Genomic DNA, 15034 nt, shown 5'->3' on the forward strand with positions numbered 1-15034 from the left:
AGGAACCTCCCATGCCCACTATATACCTGGCGGCGCGGTCAGCGCGCGCGGATGGCCTTCAGTTCGGCGCCCAGCCAGGCCTTGCTTTCGATGGCGGCGTCCGCGCCGCAGCGCACCATATAAGGTTTGCCGCTGGAGCTGCTGGCGGCGGCGCCCAGTTCAATGAACTGTTCGGCGCTGCGCACCATGTCTTTCTTTTCCAGGTATTCCATCTTGCGCTGCAAATGGGCTTTGGCTTCGGCGCCGCTGTACCAGGTGCCGTTGCGGTTGAACTGGCAGCCGGACGATTGCAGGCGGGCGAGCAAGGCGTCGACCTCGGCGCGGGCCGGGGCTGGCAGCGGAGCGGCGGTGGCGGGCGCCAGGACCAGCGCGGCGGCGGCGGTGAGCAAGCGGCGCATCATTTCTCCTTCCTGCGCGGTTTGTAGGGCGCCAGGATATTCCCGCAGCGGATATTGCCGGCGGCGACGCGGGCGTTGAAGGCGTCCTGTTCCTTTTCCAGGCGCGCACCGTCGGCGTTCAGGGCGGCGGCCTGGGCGTTCAGTTCATCCTGGCGAGCGTTGTAGGCGGCGACGGCGGCCGCATCGCTGCGGTCGACGCGCGCCTGGGCGCCCTCGTGCGCAGCCAGCGCGGCGGCGGTGCGCTGCAAGGCGGCTTCGTGGTCGTGGAAGCGGCGCGCCAGGGCCTGGCGCTGGGGGCGCAATTCACCCTCCTCCGCCATGCAGGCTTTATAGGCTGGCGTGTCCGGTTGCGGCGGCAAAGGCTGGCCAAGCGCCGCAGCGAGTATCATATATTTCATCACTGGTGCAAGTACTTTTCAGGCATCAATTCAAATTTACAATCCTACAACATGCGCAGTCTAACCCTTGTGCTAATATGCGGCAGCCTTTTTTTGGCGATCCCAAAAGAGAAGAGATTGGAGATATAAGTGAGCATTTTTAGGACTAAGAACCTGGACGACATGGTAGCAGCCGCCCGCAAACCTGGCGGCCTGCAGAAAGTGCTGGGTCCACTCGACCTGGTACTGATGGGCATCGGCGCCATCGTCGGTACTGGCATCTTCGTCTTGACCGGCACTGGCGCGCTGACCGCCGGCCCGGCCCTGACGCTTTCCTTCGTCGTTGCAGCGCTGGCTTGCGGTTTCGCCGCCCTGTGCTACGCCGAATTCGCCTCGACCGTCCCGGTTGCCGGCTCGATCTACACCTATAGCTACGCCACCCTGGGCGAGCTGGTGGCCTGGATGATCGGCTGGGACCTGATGCTCGAATACGGCCTGGCCACTTCCGCCGTGTCGGTGGCATGGTCCGGTTATTTCCAGTCGCTGATCGCGGGCATCGGCCTGCACCTGCCGGCCGCGCTGACCGCCGCCCCTGGCGCGGTACCTGGCGTCGCCACCGTGTTCAACCTGCCTGCCTTCCTGATCATGATCGTCCTGACCGCCATGCTGGGCTGGGGCGTACGTGAATCGGCGCGCGTCAACAACATCATGGTTGCGATCAAGATCGGCGTGGTGATCCTGTTCATCGCCGTCGGCGCAGGCCACGTGCAGCCAGCCAACTGGCAGCCTTACATGCCGTTCGGCGCCGCTGGCGTGATGAGCGCAGCTGCCCTGGTGTTCTTCGCCTTCATCGGTTTCGACGCCGTGACTTCCGCTGCGGAAGAAGTGAAGCGTCCAGAGCGCGACCTGCCTATCGGCATTATCGGCTCGCTGGCGGTCTGCACCGTGCTGTACGTGATCGTTGCCGCGATCATGACCGGCATCGTACCGTACAAGCAGTTCCTGGGTATCGACCACCCTGTTTCGCTGGCACTGCAATACGCCGGTGAAAACTGGTTCGCCGGCTGGGTATCGCTGGGCGCCATCCTGGGCATGACCACCGTGATCCTGGTGATGGCTTACGGCCAGACCCGCATCATCTACGCCATGTCGCGCGACGGCCTGCTGCCGAAAAAGCTGTCCACGGTCCACCCGAAATACCACACCCCGTTCTTCGCCACCTGGATGGTCGGCCTGATCTTCGGCTTCATCGCCGCCCTGGTGCCGCTGAACGTGCTGGCCGAACTGGTCAACATGGGCACCCTGGCTGCATTCTGCCTGGTCTCGATCGCCGTGATCATCATGCGCAAGAAGCGTCCGGACCTGCACCGTGCCTTCCGCTGCCCTGGCGTGCCGTACATCCCGGCACTGGCCGTGATCTTCTGCCTGTCGCTGATGTACTTCCTGTCCGCGACTACCTGGATCGCCTTCGGCATCTGGCTGGCCATCGGCCTGGTGGTGTACTTCGCCTACTCGCGCCACCGCTCCGAGTTGAACAAAGCTTAATAAAAGTGCTCGACTCCCAAGAAAGCCCGCAGCTGCGGGCTTTTTTCATTGTTGCTCTACAGCCACGGAAGTCTGGCATTGGCGCGGTCAATCTGTAACACTTGGCCCGTAGTCGGTCGTTCGCCAATAACAAAAAGGGAGAGCTGGTTAATGAAAACAATTTGCCGCGCTATTGCAGCGCTTTCCGCCGCCGGCCTCGCAATGCAGGCCAGCGCCCAGGACGGACCTTCCGTCACCATCAGCGGCTTCGGCACCGCCGCCCTTACTTCCACCGACACCAACGACGCAGAATTCATCCGGCCCAACCAGGCTGCCGGGGTGAAGAAAGATTGGCGAACCGGCGTCGATTCCCTGCTTGGCCTGCAAGCCACCATGAAGGTCAACGACACCATTTCGCTGACCGCCCAGGGCCTGGTGCGCAAGGATGCGATCGACCATTATCGCGGTCAAGCCGCATGGGCCTTCGCCAAGTTCAAGGCCAACGACGATTTCAGCTTCCGCGTCGGCCGCATGGGCGCACCGATCTACATGATTTCCGATTTCCGCTTTGTGGGCTACGCCAACACCATGCTGCGCCCGCCGGCCGAAGTCTATCGCCAGGTGTCGCTGGACCGATTTGACGGCGTCGACATGCTGTACCAGCACAGTTTCGACGACACCTCGCTCAGCGTGCAGCTGGGCACCGGCGTCTCGGAATCGGAGCAGCCGGCGCAGAACGTGAAGTTCCGCAAAATGCTGCTGCTGCACGTGGTGGCCGAAAACGGCCCGTTCACGCTGCGCTTCGGCCATGCCCAGGCCGACGTCTCGGTCGAGGACAACCCCACCATCGCCGGCCTGATCAACACGTTGCGCGCCACCGGCTTCGGCTCGATTGCCAACATGATGCCGATGACGGACGTGAAGGGCCGCTTCACCTCCCTCGGCGGCACCATGGACTGGAAGAACATCGTGCTGCAGGCCGAATACGCCCAGCGGCGCACCGACACGCTGTTCGTGCACGACACCAATTCCTGGTACGCCATGGCGGGCTACCGCATGGGCAAGATCCTGCCCTACTACTACCACGGCAGCATCTCGCAAAAGAGCCCGCGCAGCGTAGGCGGCCTGCCTACCAGCGGTCCGCTGGCCGCGTTGAACGTCGGCGTCAACACCCTTGCCAAGGCCGCCTTGCAGTCGGCCGACGCGATCGGGGTGCGCTGGGACTTCTACAAATCGATGGCCCTGAAAGCACAGGTCGACCATATCAAGCCCAAGGACGGCGCCGGCGCCTTCATCAAGGCTACGCCAGCGTTTAAGGGCCCGGTCAACGTTTACGCCGTAGCACTCGACTTCGTGTTCTGAGGAGGCAGCCATGGACAAGCGAATCAAGCTGCTGCTCGCCGCAGCAATGTGCAGTGCCGCCCTGCCCGCGCTGGCGGCGGAAATTGTGGTGATCGTCAATCCAAAGAACCCCGCCACCCGCATGTTCAGCGAACAGGCCGCGCAATTCTTCCTCGGCAAATCGACCCTGTTCACACCGGTCGAGCACACTGAAGGCGCGCTGCGCAATGAATTCAGCCAGAAGGTGCTGGGCAAGGATACGGCGCAGGTCAAATCGCAATGGTCCAAGCTGGTATTCACCGGTAAGGGCACCGCGCCCAAGGAGTACGGCTCCAGTGCGGAAGTGAAGAAAGCCGTGGCAGCCGACGTGCAGGCCATCGGCTATATCGAGAAATCCGCCGTCGACGACAGCGTCAAGGTCATCCTGACTGTGCCGTAAAGTCGGGGTCATGTCTGGCATTCGGACACGACCAGCCGCACCTTTGAGCCGGATCAATACGCCCGTTTTCGCGCGATCGTGGAAACGGGCTTTTTTCATCGACGGCACGCGCCATTTGTCCGAATGTCAGACACGACCCCGAATTTTCGGCACAGCCGGGGCTGGCCGGGGGCTAGCTGTGCGATGATGCGGGGCATGCGCCATCCTGTCATCACCTACATCATTGCCATGCTCATGCTGAGCACCCTGGGCGTCTACGTCCAGGAGGCAGGCCTCGATCCCATCACCACTGTTTTTTTCCGCTGCGCGATCGGTGCCGCGGCGCTGGCTATGTATTGCGCCTGGTGCGGCATGTTCAAACGCGCCAATATGCCGCCGCGCGCGCTCAAGCTGGCGGTGTTCAGCGGCGTGCTGATGGTGGTGAACTGGGTCACCTTTTTCGAGGCGATCCGCCGCATCGGTATTGCCACCGCCACCATCGTGTTCCACGTGCAGCCCTTCATGGTGCTGCTATTGGGCGCCCTGATCCTGCGCGAGCGGCTGGCCGCCAACAAGCTGGCCTGGGTGGGCTTGGGCTTCGGCGGCCTGGCGCTGGCCTGCGGCGTGCGTTTCGATGAGCCGATGGACACCAACTACCTGCTCGGTATCGCCAGTACCCTGACCGGCGCCCTCGCCTATGCGGGCGTCACGCTCACCACCAAGTCGATGCGCGGCACGCCGCCGCACCTGACGGCGCTGGTGCATTGCCTGACCGGCGCGCTGCTGCTGGGGGCTTTCAGCACCATTCCGGCCGGCGGTCTAAGCGCTGCGCAGTGGGGCTGGCTGGCTACCCTCGGCCTGGTGCCGACCGCCATCGCCTATGTGATGATCTATGGCGCCACCCCGCGCATGGAGACGGCGGCGATTGCGGTGCTGACCTTCGTCTATCCGGCTTCGGCGGTGGTGGTCGATTTCGCGGTGTACGGCCATTTGATCAGCGTCTGGCAGGTCGCCGGCTTCGCGCTGATCATCCTGGCCAGCCTGGGCGTCAACCTGAATTGGGGCCAAACATCGCTTCCGCGCGCTGGAACAGGATCCACGAAGTAGCCACGTATTTGTCGCCGCTGCGCGAAACATTGCCCTTGTGCGTGTGGGTAAAGCCGGCCGGCGCGATGACCAGGCGGCCCTGGCGCGCCTCCACCTTGCGCTGCTGGTAGAAGAATTCCGTCTCGCCGCCGTCGGCCACGTCGTTCAGGTAGAACTGGAACAGCAAGGCGCGGTGCAGCGTCTCGCAGCTGGCGTTCTGCGGATAGATTTCCGAGTGCCAGTGGTGGTAGCCGCCGCTGTTCTGCAGGTATTTCTGCACATTGAGCGGGCCGCCGCGGTACATCGACTTGATCAGCTCCTCCAGGTACGGCTTGCCGCAGCGGTCGAAGTTGTCGATGTCCAGGGTGACCGGCTGGCCGCTGTCGGGATCAACCACGCGCGGCGACAGGGCGCCGGTCAGCAGCATGCGGTACTTGTCCATGTAGGACGCCAGGTGCCGCAGCACGCTCGCCATCATCAGGTTCGACACGTCGTTCCATTCGGCGTGCTGGCTGATGGTCAGGTCGTAGCTGTCCTTCTTCGCCACATCCACGCCCTGCCCGGTCTTGCCGCGCATGGCTTTTCCGCTTGCTTCGAAACGGGCCAGGATCTGCTCGCACTGGGCCGGCGTCAGGGCGCCGTCGTAGATTTCAATAAAGTCGTCCATGGCGGGCAGCATACGGGAATTCGCTGCCCCGGATGTTAAGAATGGGACATCGGCACTGGAAACTGTCTCATTCTTAACAAAAGTGTATGCGAAATTCAACAGGTCAATACAAATAGAGACATTTCGATAGATTTCCTGGCAAGCAATCCCTACACTCATTTCCAGTCGAGTGCAAAACCTTTGCACTAGGGCAAAAACAATTAGCGCCAGTCAATGGCCGTGGACAAATCACCTCACATCGAGAGTCGGGAGTACATCAATGGTTCAAAAGCAATTCCAGGTTTCCAAGATCGCTGTAGGCGCCAAGCTGCTGGCTGGCGCAATCGCTTTCGGCGCAATGGGCAGCGCGTTCGCGGCGGATGATTCCGTACGCGTGATCGTGACCTTCCAGGCCGGCAAATCGGGCAACATCAAGCAGCACGTCGCCAAGCTGAAAGGCAAACTGAAACACGAAGTGTTCGGCAGCGATGCGATGGCCGTTGAAATGTCCAAGGCCGAACTGGCCAACCTGAAAAAGCACGCCGACGTGATCGACGTGGAAGAAGACGTCAAGCGCTTCCCGTTCGCCACCACCTCGGCTTCGACCGGTACTCCTTACGCACTGGGCCAGCTGGTACCTTGGGGCATCAAGGCTACACAGTCCGACCAGCTGTCCGACGCCAATACCACCAACCGCAAGGTCTGCATCATCGACTCCGGCTACGACCGCAATCATGAAGACCTGAACGGCAACTCGGTCACCGGCGAGTACGACTCCGGTACCGGCTGGTGGTACACCGACGAAAACCACCACGGCACCCACGTGGCAGGCACCATCGCCGCCATCAACAACAGCGGCACCGGCGTGGTCGGCGTGAACCCGAACAAGAAGCTGAAGCTGCACATCGTCAAAGTCTTCGGCGCCGATGGCTGGGCCTACTCCTCAACCCTGGCGACCGCCGTCAACAAGTGCGTGGCAGCTGGCTCCAACGTGATTTCGATGTCCCTGGGCGGCGGCGGCTCCAGCCGCACCGAACAGCGCGCCTTCGACAGCGCACAGTCCAAGGGCATCCTGTCGATCGCTGCTGCGGGCAACGACGGCAACACCGTGGTGTCCTACCCAGCAGGCTACTCCAGCGTGATGATGGTTGCAGCGGTTGATGAATTCAACAAGTGGGCCACCTTCTCGCAGTACAACAGCAAGGTTGAAATCTCCGGCCCAGGCGTAGCGGTGCTGTCCACCGTGCCGACCGGTGCTGGCTCTGAATCCAAGCTGTCCGTAGGCGCCACCACCTACACCCCGGGCGACATGACCGGCTCGCCGAAGGGCGTGGCCACCGCGCCGCTGGCCGACTTCGGCCTGGGCGATACCGTTAACAGCGCCATGTCCGGCAAGGTCTGCCTGATCCAGCGCGGCACCGTGGACTTCGCCACCAAGGTCAATAACTGCAAGGCCTCCGGCGGCGTCGGCGCGATCGTGTACAACAACGCAGCGGGCGGCTTCGGCGGCACCTTGGGCACCACCGTGACCACCATCCCATCCGTGACCGCCACCGACGTGGACGGCGCAGCGATGAAGGCACAGGTAGGCCAGAGCGCCACCGTGGAAGTGAAGGCCACCAACTACGCCTTCTACGACGGCACCTCGATGGCGACTCCGCACGTGTCGGCGGTAGCGGCCCTGGTGTGGTCCTTCTACCCAACCTGCACCGGCGCGCAGATCCGCTCCTCGCTGACCAAGTCCGCACTGGACCTGGAAACCGCGGGCAAGGACAACAAGACCGGCTACGGCATGGTGCAGGCCAAGGCAGCATTCGACCGCATCAAGGCACTGGGCTGCGGCAACTAATCCGAATCACTGAGCTCCAACTTGAAGGGCGCCTCACGGCGCCCTTTTTTATTTGAAGGAGCCGTCCAGTTCGACCCAGGTCGGGGCGTGGTCGCTCGGTTTTTCGCGGGCGCGCACCATGCGGTCGACTTCGGCGCGGCGCAGCTTGGGGGCGAGTGCGGGGTTCAGCAGCAGGTGGTCGATGCGCAGGCCGGCGTCGCGGCCGAAGGCGTTGCGGAAGTAGTCCCAGAAGGTGTAGATCTTTTCATCGGGGTGCATGGTGCGCAGGGCGTCAGTCCAGCCCTGCCCCACCAGGCGTGCGTAGGCGGCGCGCGTTTCGGGGCGGAACAGGGCGTCGTCGAGCCAGCGTTCAGGCTTGTAGACGTCAAGCTCGGTGGGCATGACGTTGTAGTCGCCGGCCATGATCACCGGTGTCTTTGACTTCACCAGCTCGGCGCCGCGTGCGATCAGGCGGTCGAACCATTTGAGCTTGTAGTCGAACTTGGGGCCGGGCGCGGGGTTGCCGTTGGGGAGGTAGAGGCAGCACACCATCAGGCCGCCGACCATGGCTTCCATATAGCGGCTTTGCACGTCTTCCGCATCGCCGGGCAAGGCGCGCCCCAGTTCCTGCGGCGTGCTGCCGCGCGCGAGGATGGCGACGCCGTTCCAGCTTTTCTGGCCGTGCCAGATGGCGCCATATCCGGCGTCGTTGATCGCGGCTTCGGGAAATTTCTCGTGCGGGGCTTTCAGTTCCTGCAGGCATGCGATGTCCGGCTTGGTCTCATCCAGCCATTGCAGCAGCGCCGGCAGCCGTGCGCCTATGCCGTTGATATTGAAGGTCGCGACTCGCATGGCGACCATTATGCCCTCAAGTCCGGGCGCGGCGCATCACGATTGCGGGCAGCTGCGCGCCGCAGGCGGCGGCGAAGTAGGAGTCGATCGCGCCGATTTCGCTAAAGCCTTCGGCCTGGTAGATCCGGCGGGCTGCTGCCCATTCGGGATTGACGATCAGGATGGTGCTGCACAGCTGCGGATGGCGCGCGAACATTGCGGCCAGCGCGTCGCGGAACAGGCGCCGCCCCCAGCCAGTGCCGCGCGTGGCGGGATCGACCACCATCGAGGACACATACACTTCCGCGCCATCGGCAACATGGGTTTCGGCTGCGGCGTGGTCGCGCGCAAAACGGGCTGCATTGAAGCCCGCTTCCAGCGGCCAGAACTCGGCGCACAGATAGCCGTACAAGCGCCCTGCTTCGCCGGCCAACACCCAGCAGCCCTCCGGCGCCGCTTGCAGGCGTTCGGCGAAGGTCTGTTCGGTTTCCTGGATCGCTTCAGCGAAGCCGGCGCGTTCAAGCCGCATGATTTCGGCCATATCGGCCGCCACGGCTTGCCGCAGGACGAAGGGCATTACTGCTGTTTCGAACAGGCTTGCGTCACGCTGCGCACGCGGAAGGCCGCCACGGTTTCACCTTCGGTGACAACCTTGAGGCAGGTGCCGTCATACGACACGAAGTAATGCGTGCATTGGCCGCTGGCCGCTTCGCATGAGCGCAATTCGGGGAACTGGCCTTGCAGCTGGCGCTCCCATTCCGCTGCCGCATTACGGTGGTCCGGACGCCAGCCGGCATCGATCACCTCCTTGCGCGCCTTCGCATATTTCATACCCACCAGGCTATCCCACATCCCGGCAGGCTGGGTTGCCGCCGTCGCCAGGCCGGCTCCCAGGGCCAGCACGGCCGCCACCAACTTAATCACATTCATGAATAATTTAATTATATTATTAAGAACTCAAACAATTATGCCATGCGGCAACTGGCTGGGATAGCAGTATTTTGACCCAAGTCATTCACGCAACAGTCCGGTTTGTGGCAACATGCCGGCCATGAAGATACGTCCAATCATCCTGGCCGCGATGCTGGCCGTGCCGGTGCTTGCCATGGCGGCGGCACCTGTCATCAACGTCTACAAGAGCGCGACCTGCGGCTGCTGCGAGGAATGGGTCAAGCATTTGCGCGCGGCCGGCTTCATGGTCGATGCGCATAACGTGGCCAACCCTTCGGATATGCGGGAAAAGATGGGGGTCCCGGACCGCCTCGGCTCCTGCCATACCGCGGTGGTGAATGGCTACGCCATCGAGGGCCATGTACCGGCGGCGGAAATCAAGCGCCTGCTGGCCGCCAAGCCGAAAGCCAAAGGTCTGGCCGTGCCGGCCATGCCGCTTGGCTCGCCAGGCATGGAGGGGCCGCGCAAGGATCCTTACGATGTGCTGCTGGTGCTGCCTGACGGCTCGACCAGGGTGTACCAGCACTACAACTAAAGCGCCAGCAACAGCAAGCCCAGTCCGGCCACCGCCACCAGGGCATGGCCGAACATGATGCTTTTGGGGATCAGCTTGCCTTGATGGTGGCGGCCGAGATTCATCCACACGCCGCCCACCGCCGCCAGCACAAAGGCCAGTAGGCCAATCTGCGCCATATCCGGCACATGGGTGAAGATCGTCACGTAGGCCAGCAAGGTCACCCCGGCTGCTGCGATAAAGCCGTGCAGCATGGCAATCCAGTGCGGTGGATTGTTGTGCGAGCCCACCCTGATCAGCGCCATGACGATGCCGCCAGCGGCAGCGAAGCCGAACAGCACGCAGGCAACAAATAGAATGGTTTGGGTATCCATGCAGGCATTCTGCGCCCGGCCGGCGCCGCGCTCGGTGCGCTGGCTCACTGTATACTCTCGGCCCATGGAAAAGACGCTTGAACTCCGCAGCTTGGCGCTGCAAGGCCTGTTGGAACCCGATCCCGCGGCGAAAACCGCCGCCGTGGCCGCCATGGCTGAGGCTTGGACAGCAGGCACTGTGGCGCTCGATCCGGCCACGGCGCTGACCGCGCCGGAAGCCGACATCCCCGGCCGCCCTGCCCGCCCCGAACTGGTGGCGCCGCGCCTGGTCGGCCGCCGCTCGATGGCGACCGTCGAGGGCCGCGCCATGCTGACCCACGCGCTGGCGCATATCGAATTCAACGCCGTCAACCTGGCGCTGGATGCGATATGGCGCTTCCCCCAAATGCCGGACCAGTACTACAGCGACTGGCTGCGCGTGGCGAAGGAAGAGGCTTACCACTTTTCGCTGCTGGCGGCGCACCTGGCCACCCTGGGCAGCGCCTATGGCGACTACACCGCCCACGACAGCCTGTGGGAGATGGTGGCGAAAACCACCGGCGACGTGATGGCGCGCATGGCCCTGGTGCCGCGCACGCTGGAAGCACGCGGGCTGGATGCGATCCCACCTTTGCGCGCCAAGCTGGCGCAGGCCGGCGATGATGCGGCTGCGGCCATCCTCGACATTATCCTGCGCGACGAAATCGGCCACGTGGAAATCGGCAACCGCTGGTATGGCTACCTGTGCGGCCAGCGCGGCCTGGACCCGATCGCGGTCTACGATCAGCTGGTGGTGCAGTACAAAGCCACGGTACGCGGCCCCTTCAACATAGAAGCGCGGCGCCAGGCCGGCTTCAGCGAAGCAGAAATGCAAGCCTTGTTTTACTACATAAAGTAAATATTGCCAGCTACCGGCAGGCGCACTATAGTTTCCCGACGTCAACATAACGGGAGCCCCCTATGTCACGCCTGAACTTCCTGCTCGCCTCGACCCTGCTGGCCGCTACCGGACCTGCCCTGGCCGCACCAAAGACCACGGGCTGGACCAGCCTTAACGCGAGCCGCACCTACACCGCCATCCCGGTCGCCAGCGACGACACCATCAATCCGCTGCGCGGCTACTACCGCTGGCAGAACCAGGAGCTGGTGCCGCAAAGCGCGCCGGCCAAGGATGCCTACCGCCGCTATTACTGGAAGGACGTGGAGAGCGCCGAGGGCCAGTACAACTTCAGCGCCATCCTGGCCGACCTGGCTACGGCCAAAAGCCAGGGCCGCAAGTTCGCTTTCCGCCTGCGCATGATGGCGGGCTATGACGACAACCAGCTCTACGCACCGGCCTACATCGTCAACCACGCTAGTTGCACCGCCGGCTGCGGCTTCTGGGCCGACACCGATGCCGCGGTGCCGGGCCTGACCTTCATCCCGGACTGGAACGACCCGTGGCTGCAACAGCGCTCGCGCGCCCTGCTGGCGGCGCTGGCCGCCGCGCTGGGTCCGGACAATCCGGACATCGCCTGGATCGACGTCGGCATGTTCGGCCAATATGGCGAGTGGGCGCTGCGCTCCAGCGCCTACGCCAGCCCGCCCGCCGGCATTACCGCCGCCACCAATACCAGCAAGCGCGAATTCGCGAAGATGCACTTCGACGCTTTCCCCAACCAGCAGCACGTAATGTTCATCCCCTATTCGAACAAGGATGCGCTGACATACGGCCTGCTGGAGCAAACCATTACCAGCAAGCCGGTGGGCCTGCGCGCCGATTGCCTGAGCCGCTACGGCTATTTCGACCAGTGGACCAACCGCCCGGCGGAATGGGCCGCCTTTGCCAACCAGTGGCAGAAGGCGCCGGTGGTGTCGGAGTTCTGTCCGTTCAGCAGCGGCGATGCGCAGAGCAATCCGGCGACGGCGCGGCAGCAGGCGGCGGCCTTCCACGTTTCTTTGATCAGCAACGGCAACTTCCAAACCAGCTTGCCCGACGCGCAGCGCTGGTCCTCGCTGACGGCGGCCGAACAGAATGACTTGCTGATGCTGGCGCGCGAATCGGGTTACCGCTACGCAGTGTCCAGCAGCACGGTCAACCTGACCAGCACCGGCGGGCTGACGCTGACCACCACCTTGCGCAACGATGGCAGCGCGCCGGCTTATGAAGCGTGGATGGTCAATGCGGAACTGGTCAACTCGGCGGGCGCCGTGGTGTGGACTGCACCGACTGCGGTGAACCTGAAATCACTGGTGGGCGGCGGCGCCAGTGCGGTCTGGCAAAGCAGCTGGACGCTGCCTGCACTGCTGGCGGGCGACTACACACTGCGGCTGGCGGCACGCGACAGCGGCAGCTCGCCGCGCGCGGCGCTGAAGTGGACCATCATGGAACGCGCTGCCGACGGCACGCTGGCGCTGGCGACGCTGCGCCGGCGCTAAGCCTTCGGCAGCCAGTGCGGCTTGGATTCGGGGTGCAGCTCGTGCCGCACCTCGCCGCCGAATTCGGGCTCCATGGTGCCGAGGGTGACGGCGATGCGGTCCGGCGACTGCGTGCTGCGCCAGGTCAGCGTCGAGCCGCACACTTTGCAGAAACCGCGCCGGCCATGGTCGGATGAATGGTATTCCGCCACCAGCTCGGCGCCTTTTTCGTAGCTGAAGCCTTCGCTGGCGAAATTGGCATAGGTGCCGGAAGCCGCGCCGTGCTGCTTCTGGCACATTTGGCAGTAGCAGTGGCTGGCGCCACGCAGCGTTTTCCGGTCCACCTTGTAGGCAATGCCGCCACACAGGCAGCTGCCACGCAAATACTCGGTCATGTTTCACCCCTCCAAATATGTAGCGTATCATGTACCTAGCTACCACCGGGAGACGCTCATGACGACCGAAGCGATGCCGTTCCGCACCCTCTTGTACCGCTTCATCTTTTTCGACTGGCTATTCAAGGACGTGAGCGCGACACGCAACGTGATCGAGCGACATGCCGCGCTGCAGCACAACAAATATATGAGCCGCTATCTCCCGATCTACTTCCGCCGCTGGACGGTGATGGCCACGTTCGACTTCGGCCTCGGCTTCCTGTTCGAGCGCGCGCTACAGGCCACCGTGGTGTCGGCCTATTTCTTCACCTGGTCGTGCGTGACCGTGGCCGGCATGGTGGTCATCGCCGCCTCCTGGGCATTCCTGACTTTTGGAAGGTTGAGTTGATTAGCCGAAGCGCGCGACGAACTGCTTAAACAGTTCTTCAACCAACACTTCGTACTTGGCGATTTCCGCCGGACCATCCGGCGTTTGCCAATCGTTTTTCCAGGTCACCGAGGCATCGCCCGGCAACTGCAGCTGGCCAATGACCTCGCCATGCTGCGCGAATTCGGTCGCCAGTCCCCAGTAGAAGTCGCGCCGCAGCGTGCGCCGCACGGAGCTGACCGCGAAATCGACCAGCACAGCATTCTCGATGATGCAGACCGCATGGCCCTCGATCTGGCCGGGCGCGGCATAACCCTTGGTGCCGAGGAAGAAATTGAACTCTTTCGAGCGGATCTCCGCATGGCAGATTTCAACGCGCGCCTTGAAGCCATAGGCCATCGCAACGCGCTTGACCAGCGACGCCATCAGGAAACACACCGCGCCATAATTGTGCAGGTGCAGCCAGCCGATGTCGTGGAAATGGTCGTACATCGTTTCCACCAGGTGGTACAGGCGAGGGTCGTGCACATCCGCCGCGAGCTGGCGCCCGCGCAAATCCTTGCGTGGAATGAACACGCTTTCAAACTTGGTCTGGTACTGCTTCAGCAAGTCGACGAAACGCTGGGTCGGAATAATCCTGACCGAGTCGCCGCCACCGTCCGAAATCGCTTCCAGCAGGCCAGCCTGGGCCATGGACGCAACAATAGTGCGGACCTCGGCTTCCGGGTGCGGCAAGCCCTGGCAGAGCTCGCCCAATGTTAATGTTTTATCACAAAATAAATCGTTGCCAATCTTCAGGAATAGGTCGTAACCCACCATGGAACCCGTCTGCGGAAGGTGCTGGACGGTCCAATTCCTGATTTCAGCCACGTCTTGCAATAAGGATGAAACTCGCTCGATTTGCATGTGGCTCCCTCCAATGTATCTCTGAAGCAATAGAGAGTTTGCTGCATGTGCACACCTAACTCAAGCGTGCGCGTGTTTTGGATTGTAAGTGATTGTAACTAAGGGCAACACCTACAGCAAGGGCGACGGGCGCATCAGCACCTGTTTCAGGGCGATACTCGATTTTATATGGGCCACGCCGGGAATGCGCGTTAACGTGCGGGTCAGGAAGTGCTGGTATCCGTCCAGGTCCGGCACCACCACGCGCAGCGTATAGTCGGCATCGCCCGTCATCAGGAAGCAGCTCATGACTTCCGGCGAGAGCGCGATCTGTTCCTCGAAACGCTGGATCACTTCCTCCGACTGGTTCACCAGCGTCACCGCCACGAACACGCTGACCTTGCCCGCCAGGCGGCCTTCATCCAGCTGCGCCACGTAGCCTTTGATATAGCCACCCTCCTCCAGCTGCCGCACGCGGCGCAAAGTCGGCGTCAGCGACAGCCCGATTTTCTCCGCCAGCTCGCTCCACGCCATGCGGCCATCGCGCGCCAGCAATTGCAAAATCTTGCGGTCGGTTTTATCGGGACCTGCCACATTAGCGATTTCAACCATCATTTTTGATTTCCTTAGTTAATTTCGACTAATGATTGCATAAATCACTGGCAATTTCAGCGACATTCACTCAGGACCTTGTCTTAACATTTGCGCATTAGAACAAATAGG

General features: G+C 62.5%; 19 protein-coding genes. 9 read left to right on the top strand and 10 right to left on the bottom strand.

What is annotated here, in order from left to right:
- Window positions 1-38: 38 nt before the first annotated feature.
- Entirely contained in the window at window positions 39-401 is a 363-nt protein-coding gene (locus AAHE99_RS00600) for a DUF5329 domain-containing protein (RefSeq protein ID WP_342113332.1), read from the bottom strand.
- Window positions 398-796, bottom strand: coding sequence for a hypothetical protein (locus AAHE99_RS00605; protein WP_342113334.1), 399 nt, complete (start codon window positions 794-796; stop codon window positions 398-400). The genes AAHE99_RS00600 and AAHE99_RS00605 overlap by 4 nt, the downstream gene beginning before the upstream one ends.
- A 129-nt stretch (window positions 797-925) precedes the next feature.
- Between AAHE99_RS00605 and AAHE99_RS00610 the strand changes: the two genes are divergently transcribed.
- The 4 genes from AAHE99_RS00610 (at window position 926) to AAHE99_RS00625 (ending at window position 5165) form a co-directional block, all read left to right on the top strand.
- Entirely contained in the window at window positions 926-2320 is a 1395-nt protein-coding gene (locus AAHE99_RS00610; RefSeq protein ID WP_342113336.1) for an amino acid permease, read from the top strand.
- 150 nt (window positions 2321-2470) lie between these two features.
- A complete protein-coding gene (locus AAHE99_RS00615; RefSeq protein ID WP_342113338.1) occupies window positions 2471-3661 on the top strand; it encodes a porin in 1191 nt (396 codons plus the stop codon).
- Between the two features lie 10 nt (window positions 3662-3671).
- Window positions 3672-4079 carry a hypothetical protein gene (locus tag AAHE99_RS00620; protein WP_342113340.1) on the top strand — a complete coding sequence of 136 codons (408 nt, stop codon included), beginning with the start codon at window positions 3672-3674 and terminating at the stop codon, window positions 4077-4079.
- Window positions 4080-4274: 195 nt separating this feature from the next.
- Window positions 4275-5165: a DMT family transporter gene (locus AAHE99_RS00625; RefSeq protein WP_342113342.1), complete on the top strand. Its 891-nt coding sequence runs from the start codon at window positions 4275-4277 to the stop codon at window positions 5163-5165.
- On the opposite strand, the gene AAHE99_RS00630 is transcribed toward AAHE99_RS00625, so the two are convergent.
- Window positions 5107-5811, bottom strand: coding sequence for a 2OG-Fe(II) oxygenase (locus tag AAHE99_RS00630; protein WP_342113344.1), 705 nt, complete (start codon window positions 5809-5811; stop codon window positions 5107-5109). The two genes, AAHE99_RS00625 and AAHE99_RS00630, sit on opposite strands and share 59 nt — an antisense overlap.
- A 259-nt stretch (window positions 5812-6070) precedes the next feature.
- Here AAHE99_RS00630 and AAHE99_RS00635 point away from each other — a divergent pair, with 259 nt between their 5' ends.
- Complete coding sequence (locus AAHE99_RS00635) at window positions 6071-7639, top strand: S8 family serine peptidase (RefSeq protein WP_342113346.1); 1569 nt, start codon at window positions 6071-6073, stop codon at window positions 7637-7639.
- 48 nt (window positions 7640-7687) lie between these two features.
- Here AAHE99_RS00635 and xth read toward each other — a convergent pair whose 3' ends face one another.
- From xth to AAHE99_RS00650, 3 genes are read right to left on the bottom strand one after another with little or no spacing between them, the layout of a single operon-like run.
- Window positions 7688-8470, bottom strand: a complete 783-nt coding sequence (gene xth / locus AAHE99_RS00640; protein WP_342113882.1) for an exodeoxyribonuclease III — start codon at window positions 8468-8470, stop codon at window positions 7688-7690.
- Between the two features lie 16 nt (window positions 8471-8486).
- On the bottom strand, window positions 8487-9026 hold the full coding sequence (locus AAHE99_RS00645) for a GNAT family N-acetyltransferase (RefSeq protein ID WP_342113348.1): 540 nt from the start codon (window positions 9024-9026) through the stop codon (window positions 8487-8489).
- Window positions 9026-9379, bottom strand: a complete 354-nt coding sequence (locus tag AAHE99_RS00650; RefSeq protein ID WP_342113350.1) for a hypothetical protein — start codon at window positions 9377-9379, stop codon at window positions 9026-9028. The genes AAHE99_RS00645 and AAHE99_RS00650 overlap by 1 nt, the downstream gene beginning before the upstream one ends.
- 121 nt (window positions 9380-9500) lie before the next feature.
- On the opposite strand from AAHE99_RS00650, the gene AAHE99_RS00655 reads away from it, so the two are divergent.
- A complete protein-coding gene (locus AAHE99_RS00655; RefSeq protein WP_342113352.1) occupies window positions 9501-9935 on the top strand; it encodes a DUF411 domain-containing protein in 435 nt (144 codons plus the stop codon).
- On the opposite strand, the gene AAHE99_RS00660 is transcribed toward AAHE99_RS00655, so the two are convergent.
- Window positions 9932-10336: a hypothetical protein gene (locus AAHE99_RS00660; RefSeq protein WP_342113354.1), complete on the bottom strand. Its 405-nt coding sequence runs from the start codon at window positions 10334-10336 to the stop codon at window positions 9932-9934. The two genes, AAHE99_RS00655 and AAHE99_RS00660, sit on opposite strands and share 4 nt — an antisense overlap.
- A 16-nt stretch (window positions 10337-10352) precedes the next feature.
- On the opposite strand from AAHE99_RS00660, the gene AAHE99_RS00665 reads away from it, so the two are divergent.
- Together AAHE99_RS00665 and AAHE99_RS00670 are read left to right on the top strand one after the other, a co-directional pair.
- Window positions 10353-11165 (top strand): ferritin-like domain-containing protein, encoded by an 813-nt coding sequence (locus tag AAHE99_RS00665; RefSeq protein ID WP_342113356.1) that lies wholly within the window; start codon window positions 10353-10355, stop codon window positions 11163-11165.
- Window positions 11166-11227: 62 nt separating this feature from the next.
- On the top strand, window positions 11228-12685 hold the full coding sequence (locus tag AAHE99_RS00670; RefSeq protein WP_342113358.1) for a DUF4832 domain-containing protein: 1458 nt from the start codon (window positions 11228-11230) through the stop codon (window positions 12683-12685).
- Here the strand turns inward: AAHE99_RS00670 and AAHE99_RS00675 are convergent.
- Window positions 12682-13059 carry a GFA family protein gene (locus AAHE99_RS00675; protein WP_342113361.1) on the bottom strand — a complete coding sequence of 126 codons (378 nt, stop codon included), beginning with the start codon at window positions 13057-13059 and terminating at the stop codon, window positions 12682-12684. The two genes, AAHE99_RS00670 and AAHE99_RS00675, sit on opposite strands and share 4 nt — an antisense overlap.
- 58 nt (window positions 13060-13117) lie before the next feature.
- Between AAHE99_RS00675 and AAHE99_RS00680 the strand changes: the two genes are divergently transcribed.
- Window positions 13118-13447, top strand: a complete 330-nt coding sequence (locus AAHE99_RS00680) for a hypothetical protein (protein ID WP_342113362.1) — start codon at window positions 13118-13120, stop codon at window positions 13445-13447.
- On the opposite strand, the gene AAHE99_RS00685 is transcribed toward AAHE99_RS00680, so the two are convergent.
- Together AAHE99_RS00685 and AAHE99_RS00690 are read right to left on the bottom strand one after the other, a co-directional pair.
- Entirely contained in the window at window positions 13448-14182 is a 735-nt protein-coding gene (locus AAHE99_RS00685; RefSeq protein ID WP_342113363.1) for a hypothetical protein, read from the bottom strand.
- A 261-nt stretch (window positions 14183-14443) separates the two neighbouring features.
- Window positions 14444-14926, bottom strand: a complete 483-nt coding sequence (locus AAHE99_RS00690) for an Lrp/AsnC family transcriptional regulator (RefSeq protein ID WP_342113365.1) — start codon at window positions 14924-14926, stop codon at window positions 14444-14446.
- Window positions 14927-15034: the final 108 nt, after the last annotated feature.

The organism is Pseudoduganella sp. OTU4001 (assembly GCF_038440195.1).
GTDB lineage: Bacteria > Pseudomonadota > Gammaproteobacteria > Burkholderiales > Burkholderiaceae_D > Rugamonas.